The sequence below is a fragment of the Vibrio sp. THAF190c genome (assembly GCF_009363355.1).
In the GTDB taxonomy this organism is placed as follows: Bacteria; Pseudomonadota; Gammaproteobacteria; order Enterobacterales; family Vibrionaceae; genus Vibrio; species Vibrio fortis_A.
The window spans coordinates 529,082-550,015 of record NZ_CP045338.1 but is presented as its reverse complement, the minus strand read 5'-3'; the positions used below and the strand labels follow the sequence as shown (position 1 = coordinate 550,015).

Below are 20,934 nucleotides of genomic sequence, written 5' to 3'. Positions count from 1 at the left end.
CCCGAAGGTGGCTTTTAGAATTCACGCTAAATGCGAAAGCGAAAGATTACGCTTGTGGACGCATCGCTGGGAATAGGATCACGTCACGGATTGTGTGCGTGTTAGTGAACAGCATTGCTAGACGGTCGATACCGATACCTTGGCCTGCTGTTGGCGGTAGGCCGTGCTCAAGTGCTGTGATGTAGTCTGCATCGTAGTACATTGCTTCGTCATCACCTGCATCTTTCGCGTTAACTTGCGCTTTGAAACGCTCGTCTTGGTCTTGTGCGTCGTTTAGCTCTGAGAAGCCGTTTGCTACTTCACGACCACCGATAAAGAACTCAAAACGGTCTGTGAAGAATGGGTTGTCATCGCTACGACGTGCTAGAGGAGAGATGTCCGCTGGGTAACCAGTGATGAACGTTGGTTGAATTAACTGAGGCTCAGCCGTTTCACCAAAGATCTCTTCTAGAAGTTGACCACATGTCCAGAACGTTTCTACTTCTACGTGTACAGATTTCGCGATAGCTACCATCTTCTCACGGTCTTGTAGATCTGCTTCTGTTAGCGCTTGGATCTCTGCGTGCTCTGGGTTGTAGTGCTTGATTGCATCAAACATGCTCATGCGAGCGTACTTGCCACCGAACTCTACTGTTTCGTCACCGTAAGGCATAGAAGTAGAACCAAGAACGTCCATAGCCGCTGTGCTTAGCATCTCTTCAGTCAGATCCATTAGATCTTTGTAGTCAGAGTACGCTTGGTAGAATTCCATCATTGTAAATTCAGGGTTGTGACGTGGCGATAGACCTTCGTTACGGAAGTTACGGTTGATCTCGAATACACGATCAAAACCACCCACAACTAGACGCTTCAGGTAAAGCTCAGGAGCAACACGTAGGTACATGTCGATGTCTAGTGCGTTGTGGTGAGTGATGAATGGACGAGCAGTCGCACCACCAGGGATCACGTGCATCATTGGCGTTTCAACTTCTAGGTAGCCTTTTGAGCTCATGAAGTTACGGATTGAAGATACAAGCTTAGAGCGCACGATGAATGCGTTGCGAGAGTCTTCGTTCACGATTAGATCAACGTAACGCTGACGGTAACGCATCTCTTGGTCAGTCAGGCCGTGGAACTTCTCTGGAAGTGGACGAAGTGCTTTAGTTAACAGCTCGTAAGACTCCATGTTCACGTAAAGGTCACCTTTACCTGACTTGTGAAGTGCACCTTTAACACCGATGATGTCACCGATATCTAGGCCTTGGTATTTCTCTTTAAGCTCTTTTTGAACATCTTTCGCAGCGTATGCTTGGATACGGCCAGATGTTTCTTGAATTGCTAGGAATGGACCACGCTTAGCCATTACACGGCCAGCGATTGCAACAACGTGGTTTAGCTCTTCTAGCTCTTCTTTAGTCTTTTCACCGAATTCCGCTTGAAGGTCGCCAGCTAGGTGCTCACGACGGAAATCATTTGGGTGACCGTTTGCTTTGCAGCTCTTGCGGATATGATCCAGCTTGCTACGACGCTCGGCGATCAACTTATTCTCTTCTTGTGCGTTTTCGTTTTGAACAGCATCAGTCATTTTCGATGTATCCTGTCTTTCTTTATGAAAATTGTTTTTCGGTGAAAAGCTTACAGACCTGATTTCAGGCTAGCTTCAATAAATTTGTCTAGGTCGCCATCAAGAACCGCTTGAGTATTGCGGTTTTCAACGCCAGTACGTAGATCTTTGATGCGCGAGTCATCCAGTACGTAAGAGCGGATTTGGCTACCCCAACCGATGTCAGATTTAGCATCTTCGTTCGCTTGCTTCTCTGCGTTCTGCTTTTGAATCTCTAATTCAAACAGTTTTGCACGAAGCTGCTTCATCGCTTGGTCTTTGTTCTTATGCTGAGAACGGTCATTCTGACATTGCACCACAGTGTTGGTTGGAACGTGAGTAATACGAACCGCCGATTCCGTGGTGTTTACGTGCTGACCACCCGCGCCAGATGCACGGTATACGTCAATACGTAGATCAGAAGGATTAATGTCGATATCAATGTTGTCATCAATCTCTGGGTAGATAAACGCAGAAGCAAATGACGTATGACGACGACCGCTTGAGTCAAATGGAGACTTACGAACCAGACGGTGTACACCCGTTTCTGTACGTAGCCAGCCATAAGCGTACTCACCTGAGATGCGAACCGTAGCCCCTTTCAGGCCAGCAACTTCACCCTCAGAAACTTCAATTACTTCGGTCTTGAAGCCTTTCGCTTCAGCCCAACGCAAGTACATGCGTAGCATCATTGAAGTCCAGTCTTGCGCTTCTGTACCACCTGAACCTGATTGTAGGTCGATGTAGCAATCAGATGCGTCGTGATCGCCTGCGAACATACGACGGAACTCTAGCTTCTCTAGCTTAGCTTCTAGCTCAGCCAGTTCAGGTTCGATCTCGTCAAATGTCTCTTGGTCTTCTTCTTCAACCGCTAGCTCAAGTAGACCTTCCACATCCTCAACACCTTGGTCAAGTTGGTCGATAGTCTCTACCACAGCTTCCAGTGATGCACGCTCTTTACCCAGTGCTTGCGCACGCTCAGGCTCGTTCCATACATCCGGTTGTTCTAGTTCTGCGTTTACTTCTTCTAGACGCTCTTGTTTAGCGTCATAGTCAAAGGTACCCCCTCAGGATATTTGTGCGCTCAGACACATCCTGCAGACGGTTTTTGATTGGATTGATTTCAAACATTTTAGCTCATCATTTATGAGTAGAATTTAACCGAAGAATTGTACTCAAAAGTGTGACGGAGATACAGGAATTTTTAGATAAGAAAGTCGAACAATCGCTGATGAATGCGCAAAAGGAAATCAGCGAGATAAGAATGGGGTTAACATGAGGTTAAAAACAACAATAACGCGCCCCAAAGGAGCTGGGGCACGCGTTCAATTTTGCTTTTAGCGTAAACGAATTGGTCGCTACTTAGCTTCGATATTGTCGATCATCAACTGCAGAGATTGATTGCCGCGGAACTCATTGATATCGAGCTTATAGGCAAGGTGCACGGTTTTAACCGATGCATCTGGCCAGCGACGCAAATCGACATTAAAAGCAATACCATCAATCATCACATTGGTCGGGTGACCTTTGTAAAGTGGCTCCAGCATCAATTTCAGGTGCTTCTCACCGACTAGCTTTTGATGAAGCACTTTAAATTCACCATCAAAGATAGGTTCTGGGAAGGCTTGTCCCCAAGGACCACCAGCACGCAAAAACTCAGCGGTATGCATCGAAAACTCTTCAGGAAGCAGCTCTCCATCCGACAAGATAATGCCTTTGAGTGCCGTTTCACCAAGATCTTGTTTGACCGCTTCATCAAACAGTTTGCTAAAGCGTTCGAAATCTTTTTCCATGATGGTTAAGCCTGCTGCCATTGCGTGGCCACCGAACTTAACAATCAGACCTGGGTTCTGCGTATCAATACGGTCCAGAGTATCACGCATGTGCAAGCCAGGAATCGAGCGACAAGAGCCTTTAATGCTGCCCTCTCCACCATCAGCAAACGCAATCACTGGGCGGTGATATTTATCTTTGATGCGTGATGCCAAAATACCAATCACACCTTGGTGCCAATCACGTTGGAACAGTGCTAAACCACACGGTAGATCTGCTTCGCCAAACTCCAGACGTTCACAGAAAGCGATCGCTTCCTGCTTCATGCCCTCTTCAATCTCTTTACGAGTTTGGTTCAGGCCATCCAACTCACTCGCCATACGACGCGCCGCGTGGATGTTATTACTCATGAGCAGTTCCACACCAAATGACATGTCGTCAAGGCGTCCAGCAGCATTGATACGTGGCCCAAGAGCAAAACCGAAATCAGACGCAACCAAACGACGAGCATCGCGCTTCGCCACTTCAATCAACGCCTGAATTCCCGGACGCGCCTTGCCTGCACGAATACGCTGTAGGCCTTGGTGTACCAAGATACGGTTATTCTCATCAAGAGGGACAACATCAGCTACAGTGCCAAGTGCTACGAGGTCAATCAGTTCCATAAGTTTCGGTTCAGCCATGCCTTGCTGGGCAAACCAACCGAGTTTTCGCATGTGAACGCATAGCGCCATCATCAGGTAGAAAGCAACCCCCACTCCTGCCAGAGCTTTAGAAGGAAACGCACAACTCTCTAGGTTTGGGTTGACCATGGCATCCACCATCGGCAACTCATGTCCCGGTAAGTGGTGGTCGGTAACAAGTACATCTAAGCCTTTCTCTTTGGCAAAGCGCACCCCTTCAATCGATGAGACACCGTTATCCACGGTCATGATCACTTCCGCGCCAATCTCAATCGCCTGCTCTACCACTTCCGGGCTCAGACCATAGCCGTCTTCAAAACGATTTGGCACCAAGTAGTCAACGTTATTACTGCCAAGCATACGCAGCGCCAACACAGAAAGTGCAGAGCTGGTCGCGCCATCCGCGTCAAAGTCGCCCACGACAATAATGCGTTTCTGCTGCTGGATAGCTTTGAATAGCAACTCAACTGCCGCATCGATCCCGCCAAGCTTTTGGTACGAGTGTAAGCCTTTGGCTGCCGTCTCTAACTGAGCTGGGCTATTGATTCCACGACTCACGTAGATACGTTTGAGTAGTTCTGGCAAATCAGCAGGAAGAACGGAGGTATCGACTTCAGGGCGACGTTGTATCTCAATCATGACCTATTCGGCCCAAACCAAGTTGGGCCATTCCTTATGTGTAAATTTGGAAATGCGTGTTGCTAAGCAGCGAATTACTGCTCTAAGCGTTGGATAAGTTGCGCAGGAGGCAGGTAGCCACTCACAAGCTCACCACTTGGTAAGAAGATAGCTGGCGTGCCGCTGATACCAAGCTCGCGACCTAATTGGTATTGCTTAGCAATCACAGATTTGGTTTCAGACGTTGCTTTCGCAGAGTCTGGCATTTGACGATTCACTTTCGCATCGTGCATTGCCGCTTTCGGGTCATCTGAACCCCAGATAGCCGCCATTTGGTTAGCGACTTGGCCAGTTGCCCCTTGACGTGGGTAAGCCATGTAACGAACCGTAATACCTAAATCGTTATAGCCCTGCATTTGGCTGTGTAAACGCACACAGTAACCACAGGTGATGTCTGTGAAGACCGTAATCGCGTATTTTTCATCATCCGCTTTGTATTCGATGGTCGAGTCTGCCATCTCTGCAATCTTAGCTGCATTGATAGGAGCCTGACGCTCCGCTAATACGTCGCTGAATTTGCCGTTCTCATCCAATGAGTAAAGCGTACCTGCGATAAAGTGATCACCCGATGGAGACGAGAAAATAATACCGCTATTGGTTTGAACCTCGACGAGACCATCGATATCCGATGGCACAACATCCGTCACTTTGACGCCAATCTTTTCGAAACGCTGAGTCAAAGCCTTAATATCGTAAGCTTGAGTGGGTGCTGCCTCTACTGCAGTCTTAACCTGCTCAACATTCTCTTCAGATGCGTTACAAGCAGTGATGACAAAAGGCAGTGCTAATAGAGGAAGACGGCGTAATACGCTCATTAAGTTCACCTTAAAATTATTTGAATCTAAGCTCGTGGGTGGTGCTGAGCATGAATTTGCTTCAGTCTTTCCGTTGCCACGTGAGTATAAATTTGGGTTGTCGATAAGTCACTATGTCCCAATAACATCTGTACGACTCTGAGATCGGCGCCATAGTTCAGTAAATGTGTTGCAAACGCATGTCTTAACACGTGCGGAGACAGCAGTTCTGTATCTATACCTGCGATCACCGCGTAGTGCTTAATACGGTACCAAAAGGTTTGTCGGGTCATCTGCTTGGCACGTTTACTCGGGAAAACCACATCCGAGCTATTCTCTCCAAGCAGCTGAGGACGACCTTGCTCAATAAAGGTTTCGATCCAGTCTACGGCATTCTCACCCATTGGAACCAAGCGTTCTTTACCACCTTTACCAATAACCCGCACCACACCTTGTCTTAGACTGATGTTCTCCATCGTTAGGCTGACCAGCTCAGTAACACGAAGGCCGGTTGCGTATAGCAGCTCCAGCATCGCTTTATCTCTAAGCTCAATTGGGTCGTTCGGATCTGGAGCATCCAGTAAGGCATCAACCTGCTCTTCACTGAGATCTTTGGGTAAGCGCTGAGGCAGCTTTGGGCTCACCAATAAAGCGCTCGGGTCGTCTGCCCTTACCTTTTCACGATGCAGATATTGAAATAGACGACGAATCGCCGACAGCATACGTGCACGCGAAGTCTGTTTAAAGTTCGCATCGACCAACCAACTCTGATAATCCTGCAAGCCGGATAAGCTAATGAAGTCCAAGCGATAATTATTCTTTTCCATCCAATCAAGTAGCTTGGCAAGATCCGTACGATAGGAGGTGAGCGTATTTTCCGAAAGCCCTCTCTCCATCCACATCGCATCTAAAAATTGTTCAACAAGACCATGATCGGCGTTCTGCCCTTGAGGCGACTGCATAGCTATTCTCATCATATTGGAAACTGTTTTGAGATTAAGCTACAGACCTGATGAAAGCTATAAAAATTACGACTTGGGCGGATAATCGCTGCAATCGAATTCAATTTATGGTTAGAATTCGCCATCTCAAAATAAAAATCGAACACATGCTATGAAAATTGGACTGTTTTACGGCTCAACCACCTGTTACACAGAAATGGCTGCAGAAAAGATTCGCGGCATCATCGGCGAAGACTTAGTCGACATTCACAATGTAAAAGAGACGCCACTTTCATTGATGGCCGACTACGACCTACTGCTACTGGGTATCTCAACTTGGGACTTTGGTGAAATCCAAGAAGATTGGAATGAAATCTGGGATGACCTAGCAACCACACCAGTAAAAGGCAAAGTCGTGGCACTGTTCGGACTGGGTGACCAAGAAGGCTATGGCGAATGGTTCCTTGATGCGATGGGTCTATTACACGACGAACTAAAAACCGTAGGTGCGGAGTTTGTTGGATACTGGCCAAACGACGACAGTTACGAGTTTGAAGCATCAAAAGCCCTAACAGAAGACCAATCACAGTTTGTAGGCCTTGCTCTTGATGAAGACTCACAATACGAGCTGAGCGATGAGCGAATCGCAGCTTGGGTTGAGCAAGTTCTGGTTGAATACAGCGAAAAGATCTAACTCATCAACCACTCGCTATCACGTGAGTAATGAGCATTAAAACCAGCGAATGTAAAAAGGCCCCGCGACTAATCAGTCGCGGGGCCTTTTCTATTTAGTTCGAAAACAGATTAACTCTCAGAGATTAAACCGTCTCTTCAGCCATTTCTGGTGCTGTCGATTTACCTACGAAGAACATGCAGATGATAGCTGCTGTTGTTGGTAGTAACCAACCCATACCAATTTCAAACAGTGGTAGCATCTTCAGTGCAGATACATCTACACCCGCTACTTTCGCTGCATCAATCAGAGCGAACAATAGAGACACTAGGATAACTACACGGTATGCCATTTGAGGGTTTGGTAGTTTCTTGCGTAGGAAAGTCAGTGCTACCAATGCAATCGCTACTGGGTATAGTGCAAATAGAACCGGTACTGACAGCGAGATAAGCTGAGCTAGCCCAACGTTAGCAACCGTAGCACACGCTACACCGTTGATGATTACCCAAGTTTTGTAAGACATCGGTGTTAGAGAGCTGAAGTACTCAGAACATGCAGAGATAAGGCCGATAGCCGTCGTCAAACACGCTAGCAGTACAATCACAGACAGAACGATCTGACCTGAAGGACCAAATAGAGATTGAACGTATTGGCTTAGAACCACACCGCCATTATCTGCACCAGAAGCTACCGCAGCACTTGTCGCGCCAAGGTAGAATAGCGAGATGTAAACAAACGCTAGACCCGCAGCCGCAATACAACCTGCGCTGATCAGGTACTTAGTTGTCGCTGCACGATCCGTGATGCCTTTGCTACGAATCGCATCCACGATCAGCATGCCAAACATCAGAGAACCGAAAGTATCCATGGTGTTGTAACCTTCAAGGAAACCTTTGGTTAGAGGTTGAGTTAGGTAATCACCGTGTGCTGCAACGATCTCGCCTTGTGGGTTAACAAAAACAGCAATCGCTAGAATCACTAGACCAATGAATAGTGCCGGCGTCAGTACCTTACCAATCACATCGATCAGTTTACCCTGTGACCATGCAAAGAACATCGCAATCGCAAAGAATGCAATCGAGAAGATCGTTAGGTGTGCTTGAGCTGCATCGATGAAGAACGGCTTAACCGCCATCTCGTACGCCACTAGGCCAGTACGTGGCGCTGCGAATGCTGGGCCGATGATGATGAAGATCAACACCGCCATGATCGTCGCTGCTTGTTTTGGAAGATCTTTAGTTAGATGGCCCCAAGAACCACCAGCAACCGCGATAGCAACAATCGTAATTAAAGGGAGACCTACCGCAGTTAAAAGAAAACCAGACATCGCTGGAATGACATTTTCGCCCGCTAATTGACCGGCGAGAGGTGGGAAAATGATGTTACCCGCACCTAAGAAAAACGCAAAAAGCATAAAGCCCAATGCCATAATATCTGTTAGTTTTAGACTCTGTTTCACAGATAATCCTTAATTATATTTTTGAAATGATGTTGTGCTTGCGTGAATGTTACAGCTAAAAACTGCCATTCAATCTATAAAATAGTCGCGCATAATGACGAAACACTCAGTCAGCTGCAAGCTACCGCAGAAAAACACCATATTAATTTGCAATTTCATACGAAAAGCAGTTTATTTCACTAGTTTTGAAAAATTAGCCACAATTATAAACTACTCATAAGTTGCAACAATTAAAACCAAATCAGAACAAAAGCCTGTACAAAAGATCAACAACAAAGCTAAATAGTTAAAAATTCCGGTACCTGCAGATTTATGAAAGAAAAAACGCTAGAGACAAAAAGCTTTAATTTTAAACAGTTTTCTATTTATGGTGGGCAGAGTGGAATGCCTGTCAGCACCGATGGCGTACTACTGGGTGCATGGACAAAACTTAGTCGCCAACAAAACGTTCTGGATATTGGTACCGGTACTGGCTTGTTAACACTGATGCTGGCGCAGCGTTACCCTTCGGTAAACCTTGCAGCAATAGATATCGACCCTGACGCCATTCATGCCGCTAAGATTAACTTCGACCACTCCCCTTGGAGCGATCGTCTACAGCTCTATTTTGGTAGCGTGCTAGAGGTTGAATTACCAGAGCAATTCGACGCCATCATCTGTAATCCACCCTACTTTAATTCCGGAGAGCAAGCAGCACATAGCCAACGCGCTACGGCTCGTCATACCGCCAGCCTTGACCACAAAGCGCTGGCTGTACGCTGCTACGAACTCACGACCGAATCGGCCACTGCGAGCTTTATTCTGCCGATGGTTGAAGGGGAACAGTTTATTGAGCTCGCCAAACAGGGTGGATGGCACTTATCGCGCCGATTGGATGTGAGAACCACCGCCAGAAAGCAGCCTACACGTCTTTTGTTTGAGCTATCTAAAGATCCCGATGTGCAACTCGACCACCAGCAGCTATTAATTCACGATCAAAATGGTTACAGCGAGGCGTTTATCGCCCTAACCCAAGATTTTTATCTCAAGATGTAGCAAATACCATGTGATCCTAATCACTAATGCTTCTATAATGTCCGACTACTCTTTTTTATCGTCTGCCAACGACGTGCAGACACATTTATTGCTTGTGGAGAAACAACAGTGATCAGAACCTTTGCAGAACTCGATCTAGAACAAGAGCTGCTTAAAGCAATCGACGAGATGGGTTACGAACGCCCAACACAGATACAAGCTGAAGCAATCCCACAAGCGTTAGATGGACGAGACGTTTTAGCTTCTGCACCAACAGGTACTGGTAAGACTGCATCATTTGTTCTACCAGCACTTCAATACCTACTGGACTTCCCACGTAAGAAAGCGGGCCCAGCACGTATGCTGATCCTAACGCCGACACGTGAGCTAGCAATGCAGATCGCAGACCAAGCTCGTGATCTTGCAAAATACACCAGCCTTAATATCTTCACCATTACTGGTGGTGTGATGTATCAAGAGCACGCGGATATCCTAGGCACGACTCAAGATATCGTTGTTGCAACTCCAGGTCGTCTAATGGAGTACATCGAAGCAGAACGCTTTGATTGCCGTGCTATCGAATGGCTGATCCTAGACGAAGCAGACCGCATGCTGGACATGGGCTTTGGTCCAGTCGTTGACCGTCTATCTGCAGAGTGTCGCTGGCGTAAACAAACGCTACTATTCTCGGCAACTCTAGAAGGTAAAGGCGTTGAAGGCTTCACTGAAGATCTACTAAACAACCCAGCAGAGATCGATGCTAAATCTTCTCTACGTGAGCGTAAAAAGATCACTCAGTGGTACCACCGCGCAGACACAGCTGAGCACAAGCTGGATCTTCTTAAGCACATCATCACTGAACAAGCAGAGCGTACTATCGTGTTCCTAAAAACACGTGAGCGCCTAGCGGACCTTCGAGCTCAATTAGAGAGTGCACAGATCCCATGTGCTTGGATTCAAGGTGAAATGCCACAAGATCGCCGTAACAATGCGATTGCTCGCTTCCGTGATGGCACTGTGAATGTACTACTGGCAACTGACGTAGCAGCTCGTGGTATCGACCTACCAGACGTGAGCCACGTAATTAACTACGACATGCCACGTACCGCTGACGTTTACCTGCATCGTATTGGCCGTACCGCTCGTGCTGGTAAGAAAGGTAATGCTATCTCACTAATCGAAGCGCACGACCAACCAATGATTGAGCGTGTTGCGCGTTATACTAAAGAGAGCATCAAAGAGCGCTTCATCGAAGGTATGCGTCCTACACACAAAAAACCTGTCTTCAAAAAGAAGAAAAAGGTGAAGAAGGACGATAAGAAAGGCGCAGCTAAAAAAGCCGCTAAGAAAAAGAAGAAGTAGCCGCTTTGGGTCACTCATTCGGTGACCTAACCCACTCTACAGAATAACAAAAGCCCCTGATAGCAACGCTGTCAGGGGCTTTTTAGTCATTGAGATAAAACGAAGATTAGTTCTGTTCTTCGCGCTTGAACACTAGCTCTTTTGCGTTCGACTCTTCTTCTACAAAGTAGTAGCCCGCAGTGTCAAATTTGGTTAGCGCTTCAATTGAGTCCACTTTGTTCTCAATAATGTAGCGAGCCATCATGCCACGTGCTTTCTTAGCGTAGAAGCTGATCACCTTGTATTGACCATTCTTGCAGTCTTTAAATACTGGCGTGATCACCTGACCATCTAGGTTCTTTGGTTTCACTGCTTTGAAATATTCATTCGATGCGAGGTTGATAAGCACATTATCGCCCTGAGCGTTTAGCGTCTCATTGATCTTGTCAGTGATCAGGTTGCCCCAGAACTGGTAAAGGTTAGTACCACGAGCATTCGCTAAACGTGTACCCATCTCTAAGCGGTAAGGTTGCATCAAGTCCAACGGCTTAAGCAAACCATACAGGCCTGACAACATGCGTAGGTGCTTTTGTGCGTATTCGAAATCCGCGTCCGTCAGAGTTTCCGCTTCAAGCCCGGTGTAAACATCGCCCTTAAATGCCAGAATAGCTTGGCGAGCATTCTCTTGAGTGAAGATTTCGCTCCACTGCTCAAAACGCGCCACGTTAAGGCCGGCAATCTTATCGCTCACCTTCATTAGCGCCGAAACATCTGCAGGCGTTAGTTTACGGCACTCTTCAATCAGCTCGGCAGAGTGTTCAATAAACTCTGGTTGAGTAAACTGCTCGGTAGCCAATGGTGATTCATAATCTAATGTCTTTGCTGGTGATACGACAACTAACATAACTTTACCCTAATCGGTTATCTAACTTTATGCTTGATAGAGTATAGAAAAAACATCAATTTGTCTTTATGACTCTTCCTATTACTTCGATAGATAAACACCTATTCCACTAATGTCCACACAATAAAAAAGGCTAAGGTATCACTACCTTAGCCTTTCAATTTGAGAAACGATGGACGCTCTATATTGCTCAGCGTCGCATCATAAGACTACTTCTTGTTGCCGTCCCAAATACCATCTTCTAGCTGAGACTTAAGCTCTGGGAAATCGTTCGCATCAAATGTTGGAACTTTACCCGCGTCTAGTTGACGGTTGTAATCTTTCGCAAGCTTAATCACGATACCGGATAGCAGGATAATCGCTACCAAGTTAACAATCGCCATTAGACCCATAGATACGTCAGCCAATGCCCATACTGTTGGCAATGTTGCCATTGAACCAAACATAACCATACCTAGAACGATAACACGGAAAAGCACTAGGCCTTTCTTGTTGTTGTGCTCAAGGAAGATTAGGTTTGTTTCAGCGTACGAGTAGTTCGCGATGATTGAAGTGAAAGCAAAGAAGAAGATCGCTACCGCTACAAAGATACCACCCCATGAACCTACTTGTGCTGTTAGTGCACGTTGAGTCAGTTCGATACCTGTTACTTCACCATGAGGAACGTATTCGCCCGACATTAAGATGATCGCAACTGTTGCTGAACAGATAACGATAGTGTCCATGAACACACCTAGCATCTGAACGTAACCTTGAGACGCAGGGTGCGGTGGGTAAGGCGTTGCTGATGCCGCTGCGTTTGGCGCAGAACCCATACCTGCTTCGTTCGAGAATAGACCACGTTTGATACCGTTGATCATTGCTTGAGCGATTGCGTAGCCTAGACCACCCGCTGCTGCTTCTTGCAGACCAAATGCACTCTTGAAGATAAGAGCCAAGACTTCTGGCACTTTCTCGATGTTCGCAAACATGATGAACAGAGCAATAGCAAGGTAAGCTAGCGCCATGATCGGTACGATGATTTCAGCAGTGCGTGCAATCTTACGGATACCACCGAAGATAACGAATGCAGAGATAACCACAATCGCAACACCTGTGTAGCTGCGCTCAAAGTCAAACGCTGTGTTCATAGCGCTTGCAATCGCGTTTGCTTGTACCGCGTTGAAAACAAGACCGAATGCAATGATTAGGAAGATAGAGAATAAAACCCCCATCCAACGCATGCCTAGGCCTTTCTCCATGTAGTATGCAGGACCACCACGGTAGTTACCGTCGTTATCGCGCGTTTTGTACAGCTGAGCCAGTGTGCTCTCTGCAAACGACGTTGCCATACCTAGCATCGCAATTAACCACATCCAGAAGATAGCACCTGGGCCACCAGCAGTAAGAGCAACAGCAACACCAGCCATGTTACCTGTACCAACACGAGCAGCAAGACTAGTACAAAGAGCTTGGAAAGATGAGATACCAGCGCTGTCTGCTTTACGGCTGTTCTTCAGAACAGAGAACATGTGGCCAAAGTGGCGGAATTGAATGAAGCCTAGTCGTACGGTGAAGTAGATACCTACACCAACGAGCAAGTAAACTAAGATTGATCCCCAAAGAAGATCGTTCATTAAATTGATTAAATCTGTCACGTGAACCTCGTATTGAGTTTAAGCACCGATCATGCTTCCTAGCCTTCCTCTTAATCGCCTATGCCTCTGTCAATGTTGTGTCGGCATTCGTTGTTATGTTCTTGCGGCGATTGAGACTGTAAATGTCGCTTCATGCATCCATTTTACGTATCAGTGTATTTTTGACGGGCGGATAATGCAGTGAGATTTAGCAAAAATCAATATGCAAAAAATCACATATAAAAGTGACATTTCACTAAAAAATCACCTTTTGTTAACACAAACCGCAACAACAACACCTCATAAAAGTCACATTATCGGGACATAAGCTCAACAATGGACAGTATCTCTCCTTAACCTGAACAGCATCCCATAAAATAACCATCAGCCTAGGTTTTACAAGGTATAGTGAACAATCACCGTTTTTGGAAGTATCAAGTAAAACTCCTACCTACCTCATTGATAAGTGCTTGGTTGCATTGTAACGAAAGGAGCATAAGCTTCGCACAATGAATTAACATTCTCAGACAGTGAATTTAATCGTTTTCCTAAGTTTGTTTGCCTAATTTTTGAACACAAATATGAGCCGCATGTGTGATGGTAAGTCAAAAAACCACACGAAACCTTCATGAATATGAAACAAATGAGAAACAAATCAAAGTTATGGTGGCATTAATTATGGTATTTAATGGGTCCGAAAGGACTATTCCCACGGAAGGAGATATAGCTTATGGATAACTTTCAATACGATGAAATGACTGAACTTGATCTACCTCGTGCAACGCAGAAAGCGCGTTCAAAGCCTCTAAAGCGTAAATGGCGTGAGATTGAGGAGATTAACGATCGTCGACGCCTTCAAAAGGAACTCATGGACATGAATCTTGGCTTAGATTTCGACCTCGACGATATTAAGCTTTAATAGACACGATAAATAAAATAAAGGCACCCAACTGGGTGCCTTTTCTCTTTCTACAACTATTATAGAGAGCTAAACACACTCTTCTTCACTTTGGCGAACTCGAATCGCCAACTGACGGTACTGATCGGCAATCGTGTCACCAAAGACAGGATCATCCTCTGGTTGTTGCCAAAGCTCTTCAACACTACGCCAGTCTTGCACCGAAAAAGCTCCGACAATAATCGGTAGAATAACTTTCTCTTCATATTCCATGTGCTTTCGCTGCGCTTCTATAAATGCTGCAAGCTGATCAATAAACACCTGCTGAGGAACCACCGCATCTTGAAGAATCATCTCAACCACATCTAAGAAGTCAGCGGTCTTCTCCGCCAACAGCTGATGTTCAAGTTCCAGATCTTCGATGGCCTGCTGTTTACCGTAATGTTTTAAATAGTGACGGTAGATAATATCTTCTTTCGGGTGATGCACTTTATCTGAGTGGTTCATTAAATAGTGCACCACTTCCGCCACTAGGCTGTAGTTTATCGCTCGCTCTTTCTGTAGAAGCTCAAGTTTGGTCTTTAAAATCATGAGCAGACGAGCCATGTAACCATGCTCTCTTCTTATCCTTTCTATCATCATAGTATTGCACTCCATTACACCTACTCTTTGTAAGTGTATATGAAGATAGGATAATCTGGTTTGATACTGCTCAGAAAACCATCAAACTAGACGTCAAATGGTAAACACCAATCAATTGCAGGCAAGTTTTGTGACTTCAACAGCTGATTGGTTTGAGAAAAGTGCTTACAGCCAAAAAAGCCGCGTCGCGCAGAAAGTGGAGATGGATGCGGAGCACTCAAGACAAAATGCTTATTCTCATCAATAGCTTGCCCTTTCTTCTGAGCATGCGCACCCCATAATAAGAAGACAATCGGTTCATTGCGTTCGTTAAGTTGCGCGATGATATGATCGGTAAACGTCTCCCAGCCACATTTAGCATGCGAATGTGCCTTACCCTCTTCTACTGTGAGAACAGTATTAAGCATCAATACGCCCTGCTTCGACCATGACTCAAGATAACCGTGTGTGGGTGGCTCAAAACCCTCAATATCATCGGCAAGTTCTTTATACATGTTGCGCAGAGAAGGTGGGATCTTAACCCCAGGCAGTACAGAAAAGGCCAACCCATGCGCCTGCTGAGCACCGTGGTATGGGTCTTGCCCAAGAATCACCACACGCACATCTTCAAAGGGCGTCATATCAAAGGCGCTGAATACCTGATCTTGGGGTGGATAGATGACCTTACCATCTCGTCTTTGCTTTTCTACAAAGTCGTTGATGTGCTGAAAGTAAGCTTGGCTCTGTTGCTGACGAATAATCTCTTGCCAAGTCTGCGACGAACTCATTGAATTGCTCCCGAACTATGCCACTCAAGTAACGCTAGTAAATGACACAAGCGAGTTGCTCAGATAAAAATAGCGGTATGAGTGATAACTGTGACTGTAAAGCCTAGTTATACCTCATACCGCTATTAATAGACATCATTGTCCAAATTCGCAGATAGAGATTCATCGATACTCACCGCTGAATAAAAAGAAGGGAATCACGATTGACCTTTCTGAGGCGTTCGATGATGACCGTGACTGTGAATATGACGATTCGGAGTCGGCAAGCGTGGGGTCGCATGAATCGTCGAGACATGAAGATTAGCTTTAGGTGTGTAAGTGGTCGAATACATAATGGCACCCTCCTCTATTACATAGTGAAATACATATTCATTAAACACTATGAAAGAAAGGTGCCAACAATCTCATTTAGCCACAACTTTTTTAAGGTTTACTGTTCTCAATGATCACTCTGCGTTCACAGATGCGTGGTGGTACATTCTAAGCTGTTGAATTTCCTCTTTCCAAATCGAAGAATCGATCGTTTCTAGGATCAGCGGCATGTTATCAAAGCGCGAATCACTCGCGATATACTCGAAACACGCCCAACCAATTTCCCCTTGCCCTAGCGAATGGTGTCGATCGACACGGCTTGCGAACTCAGCTTTTGAATCATTGATGTGCATTGCTCTCAGATAGTGCATACCAACAATACGATCGAACTCAGCAAAGGTCGCTTCACAAGCTTCCTTGGTTCTCAAGTCGTAACCGGCTGTAAAGGTGTGGCAAGTATCTAAACAAACACCCACTCGAGTTTTATCTTCAACCTGATCGATGATTTCCGCTAAGTGCTCAAACTTCCAACCTAAATTAGTCCCTTGCCCAGACGTATTTTCAATCACGGCGATCACATCCGGTACCGCGCGATGAGCAATATTGATAGACTCCGCGATGCGCGCCAAACAGTCACTTTCAGAAATTTTCTTTAAATGACTCCCAGGATGGAAATTAAGTAGCGTCAGACCAAGTTGGTTACAACGCTCCATCTCATCAATAAACGCCGCGCGAGACTTTTCGAGCTTCTCCTCTTCTGGGGCACCTAGGTTAATCAAATAAGAATCGTGAGGAAGAATGTGCTCCGCGCCAAAACCCAACATCTTGCAGTTGGCTTTAAATGCACTGATGGTTTTTGGCTCCAAAGGTTTTGCCGCCCACTGTCTCTGATTCTTAGTAAATAGCGCAAATGCGTTGGCGCCAATTTCTCGTGCACGCATCGGAGCTTGATCGACACCGCCAGCCGCAGAAACATGAGCACCTATGAATTTTTGGCGAGAGTTTGGGGCGTTTTTTTCCAGAGAATTACTGTTTGTCATTAAATCACTTCACACTTACAGAATGGCGGATAAATACTTGTTTATATCCGCATCAGTTCAATAAAAGCCCTATTTTTGTAGTAAATTTACAACAAAAATGACCGTTAAATATTTTTTATAGTTTAAAATATTTTGTAACTATATTGTTTTCAAAGCTTTTATTGATTTAACTCAAAATAATCACCATTAAAAAATTAAGGTTTTTGGTTGTTTTTTGACTTAAATCAATATTAAACTAGCTAAAAATAGGTATATATAAGCCAGCTCAACAAAATTCGAAAGTTAACACCATAAATCAAACCACATTCAGTGGACTAGGAGATAGTGATGATCCAAGGTATTCAAATTACTAAAGCAGCAAACGACGAACTACTTAACTCAATCTGGCTACTAGATAGCGAAAAGAACGAAGCGCGTTGTGTTGCAGCAACTGCTGGTTTCGAAGCTGACCAAGTTATCCCAGCTGCTGATCTAGGTGAGTACGAGAGCCGTGAAGTTGCAATCGAAACTGCACCTCGCATCGAAGGTGGTCAACACCTAAACGTAAACGTTCTTAAGCGTGAAACGCTAGAAGACGCAGTTGCTCACCCAGAGAACTACCCTCAGCTGACTATCCGTGTATCGGGCTACGCTGTGCGTTTCAACTCGCTAACGACTGAACAGCAACGTGATGTTATCGCACGTACGTTCACTGAGTCTCTATAATTTAGAGCTTAAGCGTAACCAAATTTAAAAAGCTTGGTCATTACTGACCAAGCTTTTTTTATGTCTATCATTTACGGCGCATTCCTTTGGGAAGGATCTTTGCGAAACGCTTTGGCTAACGTGGTAGGGTCGAGTTTATCTCGCTGCTGAGCAGCCCCTTTTGCCCACCACACCAACTGGTGCAGAGTTCGATTCATGTATTCATCCCATTGATCCTGCTCTGATACATCCGCCACACTTCCCTCTTCATTGAAAACTTGCTGCGCTCTAGGTAGATGAATCATCGCCGACACGGGTAAACATCCTAGCTCTGATAAGAAGGTTCTCATCGATACCGCTGCGCGAGCGCCTCCCCACTGCCCCGCAGAATAGGTCACTATCGCACTCGGTTTATAAGAAAACAGCGAACTCCCAAAATGATTCAGAATATTTGCTAGTGCTGGGCTCATCGAGTGATTGTATTCAGGACTCACCATCACATAACCATCAGCTTGTTTTATCTTCTCCGCTAACTCACTTAACGAAGCTGGCACCTGGGAGCGTCGGTAAGAAAACTCCGGCTTGAATATCGGCCCGAGCTCATAATCAAGAGGGTCGATGATCTCCACCGTGTGCTCAGGGTAAGTTTTATTCAAAAGCTTCAAACACGCCTGACTGACTCGCTCCCCCACTCGTGCAGGTTTCGGTGGCGTGCTTTCTCGTACTGAGCCTAGAAACACCAAAAAGTGCATACCTTCTCCTCGTATCAATAGCCAATAAAAAAGGTGAATACCCATGGCACTCACCTTTTCGTTTAATCTAACAAAACCGTCATTGGTTTGTCATTGTCATACTCTTATCAGAATTGGCGTATTCAGAACTATGGCTGAACTCGACGCAATACTTCTTTAAGAGCATCAAAGTCATTCGCAAGGTCTTCAGACAGCAGCTCCATCGCAGCGTGTTTCGCTAGCGGACCTGGCAGATCGATGTCTGAGCCTAGAATGTCATCAACCACTTCTTTGAATTTAGCCGGGTGAGCCGTACATAAGAACAGGCCTGTTTCACCGTCTTGCAGCTGCTCGTCTAGTAGACGGTAAGCGATAGCACCGTGTGGTTCACATAGGTAGCCTTGTGCTTTTAGGTCACGTACTGATTCTGCGCTCTGCTCATCAGATACTTTACCTTTACCCAGTGTATCCAAGCCCCAACCTTTCAGTTGGCAAAGCTCTTCGATACGAGGCCAGTTGTTCGGTTGGCTCACATCCATTGCGTTTGATGTGGTTGCAACAGTCGGCTTTGGAGCCCATTCGCCCGTTTCTAGGTAACGTGGCACTGTGTCATTTTCATTGGTCGCAGCGATGAAACGCTTCACTGGTAGGCCTAACGCTTTCGCCAATAAACCCGCAGTTAGGTTACCGAAGTTACCGCTTGGTACTGAAACCACTAGGTTTTCACGCTGCTCTTTAGTCAGTTGAGAAGCCGCTTCAAAGTAGTAACAGATCTGCGCCATTAGACGACTGATATTGATAGAGTTCGCTGAATTAAGACCGATCTCTTCACGCAGTGCTGCGTCATCAAATGCTTGCTTAACCAGTGCCTGACACGCATCGAAGTCACCGTCGATAGCAACAGTGTGGATGTTTTTACCTAGTGTACAGAACAGCTTCTCTTGCAGTGGGCTGATCTTACCTTTCGGGTAAAGAATCACAACGTTGATGTCTTCCATACCGTAGAACGCGTGCGCAACGGCTGCGCCCGTATCACCTGATGTCGCCGTAAGGATGGTAATCTTGCCGCCGTCTGAAACAGCTGCTAAAGATTGCGCCATAAAACGGCCACCAAAATCTTTAAATGCTAGCGTTGGACCGTGGAACAGCTCAAGTGCGTAAACGCCATCTTTCACTTGGTTGATAGGTGCAGGGAATTGGAATGCTGCATCTACCATTTGATCGATCTGCTCTTTTGGTAGTTCATCACCAATCAGTGCCGATAGGATCTTTGCGCTACGAGGGACAAAGTCCTCTGCAAGTAGTGCATCGATATCATCAAACTTTGGTAGCTCGGATGGGAAAAATAGACCTTGGTTACGACCTAGACCTTGGCGAACGGCTTGGCCAAAAGAGACTTGTTCATCATTTTCTTTGATGTTGTACAGCTTCATAACTCACTTCCTGTAACGATCGAGCCTTGCTTGTCCAAACGACAAACATGGACGAATCCTTCTTCATTTTGTACGTAATTTTGTTCTAGCCAGCGTGCAACACGCTCAGCGACATCTTTTTCTTTGCAAATGCTAAATAGGGTCGGACCGCTGCCGGAGATTCCCGTAGCAAGCGCTCCCGCTGACAACGCGTATTTACGGGCGTCAGCAAAACCTGGTAGCAGTTTCTCACGATATGGTTCTGCGATCACGTCTTTGATCATTTTTGCAGCAAGCTCTGGCTGACCAGAGTGGCAAGCGTGAATAAAGCCCGCAAGGTGACGACCATGAGCAATGATATCTTGGCGACGGTATTGAGATGGTAGGATCTCTCGCGCTTCAGCCGTCGATACCTTAATCCCCGGATAAGCCATTACCCAGTACCAGTCATCAAAGCAAGGAACTTCTTGGCTGATAATACCCAGCTCTTCCAACATCAATTGCACGCCACCAAGGTAACATGGAGCCACGTTATCGTAGTGAACGCCACCTGAAATCTTGCCTTCCATCTCACCCATTAACGCAAGCAATTCAGTCTCGTCTAGTGGCTGACCATGGAAACGGTTCAAAGCGTCCAGTGCGGCAACAATCGAACATGCACTTGATCCTAGACCAGAGCCAATCGGCATGTTCTTTTCAAGTGTCATCTCTAGTGGTTTAAGAGCAACACCCTTCTTATCGATTTCACGAGCAAACACTGTCCAACAGTCGTAAACAATGTTCTCTTTTGCTTCTGTTGGCAGCTTAGAAACAAAGCTGCCTGCTGTTTTTAGAGAGAATGGTTCATCACCTGCTTTAACCATCACTCGGTCACCAAGCAGTGTGCCATCGATAGGCGACACAGCTGCACCAAGGACATCAAAACCAACGCTGACGTTACCGATTGAAGCTGGAGCGTAAACTACAACATCCATATCACTTGAACTCATT

General features: G+C 45.9%; 20 protein-coding genes. 5 read left to right on the top strand and 15 right to left on the bottom strand.

Going from position 1 to position 20,934, the window contains the following annotated elements; translation table 11 throughout:
* Nucleotides 1-46: 46 nt before the first annotated feature.
* From lysS to xerD, 5 genes are all read right to left on the bottom strand, one after another.
* Nucleotides 47-1,564 (bottom strand): lysine--tRNA ligase, encoded by a 1,518-nt coding sequence (gene lysS / locus FIV04_RS02435; protein ID WP_152468170.1) that lies wholly within the window; start codon nt 1,562-1,564, stop codon nt 47-49.
* 50 nt (nt 1,565-1,614) lie between these two features.
* Nucleotides 1,615-2,713, bottom strand: a protein-coding gene (gene prfB / locus FIV04_RS02430) for a peptide chain release factor 2 (protein ID WP_150895812.1) whose coding sequence is annotated in 2 segments (ribosomal slippage) — nt 1,615-2,637 and nt 2,639-2,713 — 1,098 coding nt in all. Because the reading frame shifts where the segments join, the coding sequence is not laid out codon by codon here.
* Between the two features lie 227 nt (nt 2,714-2,940).
* Nucleotides 2,941-4,677, bottom strand: a complete 1,737-nt coding sequence (recJ, locus tag FIV04_RS02425; RefSeq protein WP_150895813.1) for a single-stranded-DNA-specific exonuclease RecJ — start codon at nt 4,675-4,677, stop codon at nt 2,941-2,943.
* A gap of 74 nt (nt 4,678-4,751) precedes the next feature.
* Nucleotides 4,752-5,531, bottom strand: coding sequence for a thioredoxin fold domain-containing protein (locus tag FIV04_RS02420; protein ID WP_032553161.1), 780 nt, complete (start codon nt 5,529-5,531; stop codon nt 4,752-4,754).
* Nucleotides 5,532-5,557: 26 nt separating this feature from the next.
* Entirely contained in the window at nt 5,558-6,472 is a 915-nt protein-coding gene (xerD, locus tag FIV04_RS02415; protein ID WP_032553160.1) for a site-specific tyrosine recombinase XerD, read from the bottom strand.
* Between the two features lie 151 nt (nt 6,473-6,623).
* Between xerD and fldB the strand changes: the two genes are divergently transcribed.
* Nucleotides 6,624-7,145 (top strand): flavodoxin FldB, encoded by a 522-nt coding sequence (gene fldB, locus FIV04_RS02410; protein ID WP_150870967.1) that lies wholly within the window; start codon nt 6,624-6,626, stop codon nt 7,143-7,145.
* A gap of 124 nt (nt 7,146-7,269) precedes the next feature.
* Here fldB and brnQ read toward each other — a convergent pair whose 3' ends face one another.
* Nucleotides 7,270-8,583: a branched-chain amino acid transport system II carrier protein gene (gene brnQ / locus FIV04_RS02405; protein ID WP_150895816.1), complete on the bottom strand. Its 1,314-nt coding sequence runs from the start codon at nt 8,581-8,583 to the stop codon at nt 7,270-7,272.
* A 312-nt stretch (nt 8,584-8,895) separates the two neighbouring features.
* Here brnQ and FIV04_RS02400 point away from each other — a divergent pair, with 312 nt between their 5' ends.
* Together FIV04_RS02400 and srmB are read left to right on the top strand one after the other, a co-directional pair.
* Nucleotides 8,896-9,618, top strand: coding sequence for a tRNA1(Val) (adenine(37)-N6)-methyltransferase (locus FIV04_RS02400; RefSeq protein ID WP_152468169.1), 723 nt, complete (start codon nt 8,896-8,898; stop codon nt 9,616-9,618).
* A 108-nt stretch (nt 9,619-9,726) separates the two neighbouring features.
* Complete coding sequence (gene srmB / locus FIV04_RS02395; RefSeq protein ID WP_032553156.1) at nt 9,727-10,959, top strand: ATP-dependent RNA helicase SrmB; 1,233 nt, start codon at nt 9,727-9,729, stop codon at nt 10,957-10,959.
* A gap of 106 nt (nt 10,960-11,065) precedes the next feature.
* Here the strand turns inward: srmB and yaaA are convergent, their stop codons facing one another.
* Nucleotides 11,066-11,842, bottom strand: coding sequence for a peroxide stress protein YaaA (yaaA, locus tag FIV04_RS02390; protein ID WP_152468168.1), 777 nt, complete (start codon nt 11,840-11,842; stop codon nt 11,066-11,068).
* A 209-nt stretch (nt 11,843-12,051) separates the two neighbouring features.
* Entirely contained in the window at nt 12,052-13,479 is a 1,428-nt protein-coding gene (locus FIV04_RS02385; protein ID WP_032553154.1) for a sodium:alanine symporter family protein, read from the bottom strand.
* Nucleotides 13,480-14,188: 709 nt separating this feature from the next.
* On the opposite strand from FIV04_RS02385, the gene FIV04_RS02380 reads away from it, so the two are divergent.
* Nucleotides 14,189-14,377, top strand: coding sequence for a DUF3545 family protein (locus FIV04_RS02380; RefSeq protein ID WP_152468167.1), 189 nt, complete (start codon nt 14,189-14,191; stop codon nt 14,375-14,377).
* 69 nt (nt 14,378-14,446) lie between these two features.
* Here the strand turns inward: FIV04_RS02380 and FIV04_RS02375 are convergent, their stop codons facing one another.
* The 4 genes from FIV04_RS02375 to nfo all read right to left on the bottom strand — a co-directional run bounded on the left by FIV04_RS02375 (nt 14,447) and on the right by nfo (nt 17,117).
* Entirely contained in the window at nt 14,447-14,998 is a 552-nt protein-coding gene (locus FIV04_RS02375; protein ID WP_150870955.1) for a hemerythrin domain-containing protein, read from the bottom strand.
* Between the two features lie 86 nt (nt 14,999-15,084).
* Nucleotides 15,085-15,765, bottom strand: a complete 681-nt coding sequence (gene ung / locus FIV04_RS02370; RefSeq protein WP_152468166.1) for a uracil-DNA glycosylase — start codon at nt 15,763-15,765, stop codon at nt 15,085-15,087.
* A 197-nt stretch (nt 15,766-15,962) separates the two neighbouring features.
* Entirely contained in the window at nt 15,963-16,097 is a 135-nt protein-coding gene (locus FIV04_RS27300; protein ID WP_263641665.1) for a hypothetical protein, read from the bottom strand.
* A gap of 114 nt (nt 16,098-16,211) precedes the next feature.
* Entirely contained in the window at nt 16,212-17,117 is a 906-nt protein-coding gene (gene nfo / locus FIV04_RS02365) for a deoxyribonuclease IV (protein ID WP_152468165.1), read from the bottom strand.
* 327 nt (nt 17,118-17,444) lie between these two features.
* Here nfo and grcA point away from each other — a divergent pair, with 327 nt between their 5' ends.
* Entirely contained in the window at nt 17,445-17,822 is a 378-nt protein-coding gene (grcA, locus tag FIV04_RS02360; protein ID WP_150895821.1) for an autonomous glycyl radical cofactor GrcA, read from the top strand.
* 71 nt (nt 17,823-17,893) lie between these two features.
* On the opposite strand, the gene FIV04_RS02355 is transcribed toward grcA, so the two are convergent.
* The 3 genes from FIV04_RS02355 to thrB all read right to left on the bottom strand — a co-directional run bounded on the left by FIV04_RS02355 (nt 17,894) and on the right by thrB (nt 20,918).
* Complete coding sequence (locus FIV04_RS02355) at nt 17,894-18,553, bottom strand: NADPH-dependent FMN reductase (protein WP_152469514.1); 660 nt, start codon at nt 18,551-18,553, stop codon at nt 17,894-17,896.
* A 128-nt stretch (nt 18,554-18,681) separates the two neighbouring features.
* Complete coding sequence (gene thrC / locus FIV04_RS02350; protein WP_152468164.1) at nt 18,682-19,965, bottom strand: threonine synthase; 1,284 nt, start codon at nt 19,963-19,965, stop codon at nt 18,682-18,684.
* Complete coding sequence (thrB, locus tag FIV04_RS02345) at nt 19,962-20,918, bottom strand: homoserine kinase (RefSeq protein WP_032553216.1); 957 nt, start codon at nt 20,916-20,918, stop codon at nt 19,962-19,964. Before thrB ends, thrC begins: the two co-directional genes overlap by 4 nt.
* Between the last annotated feature and the right edge of the window lie 16 nt (nt 20,919-20,934).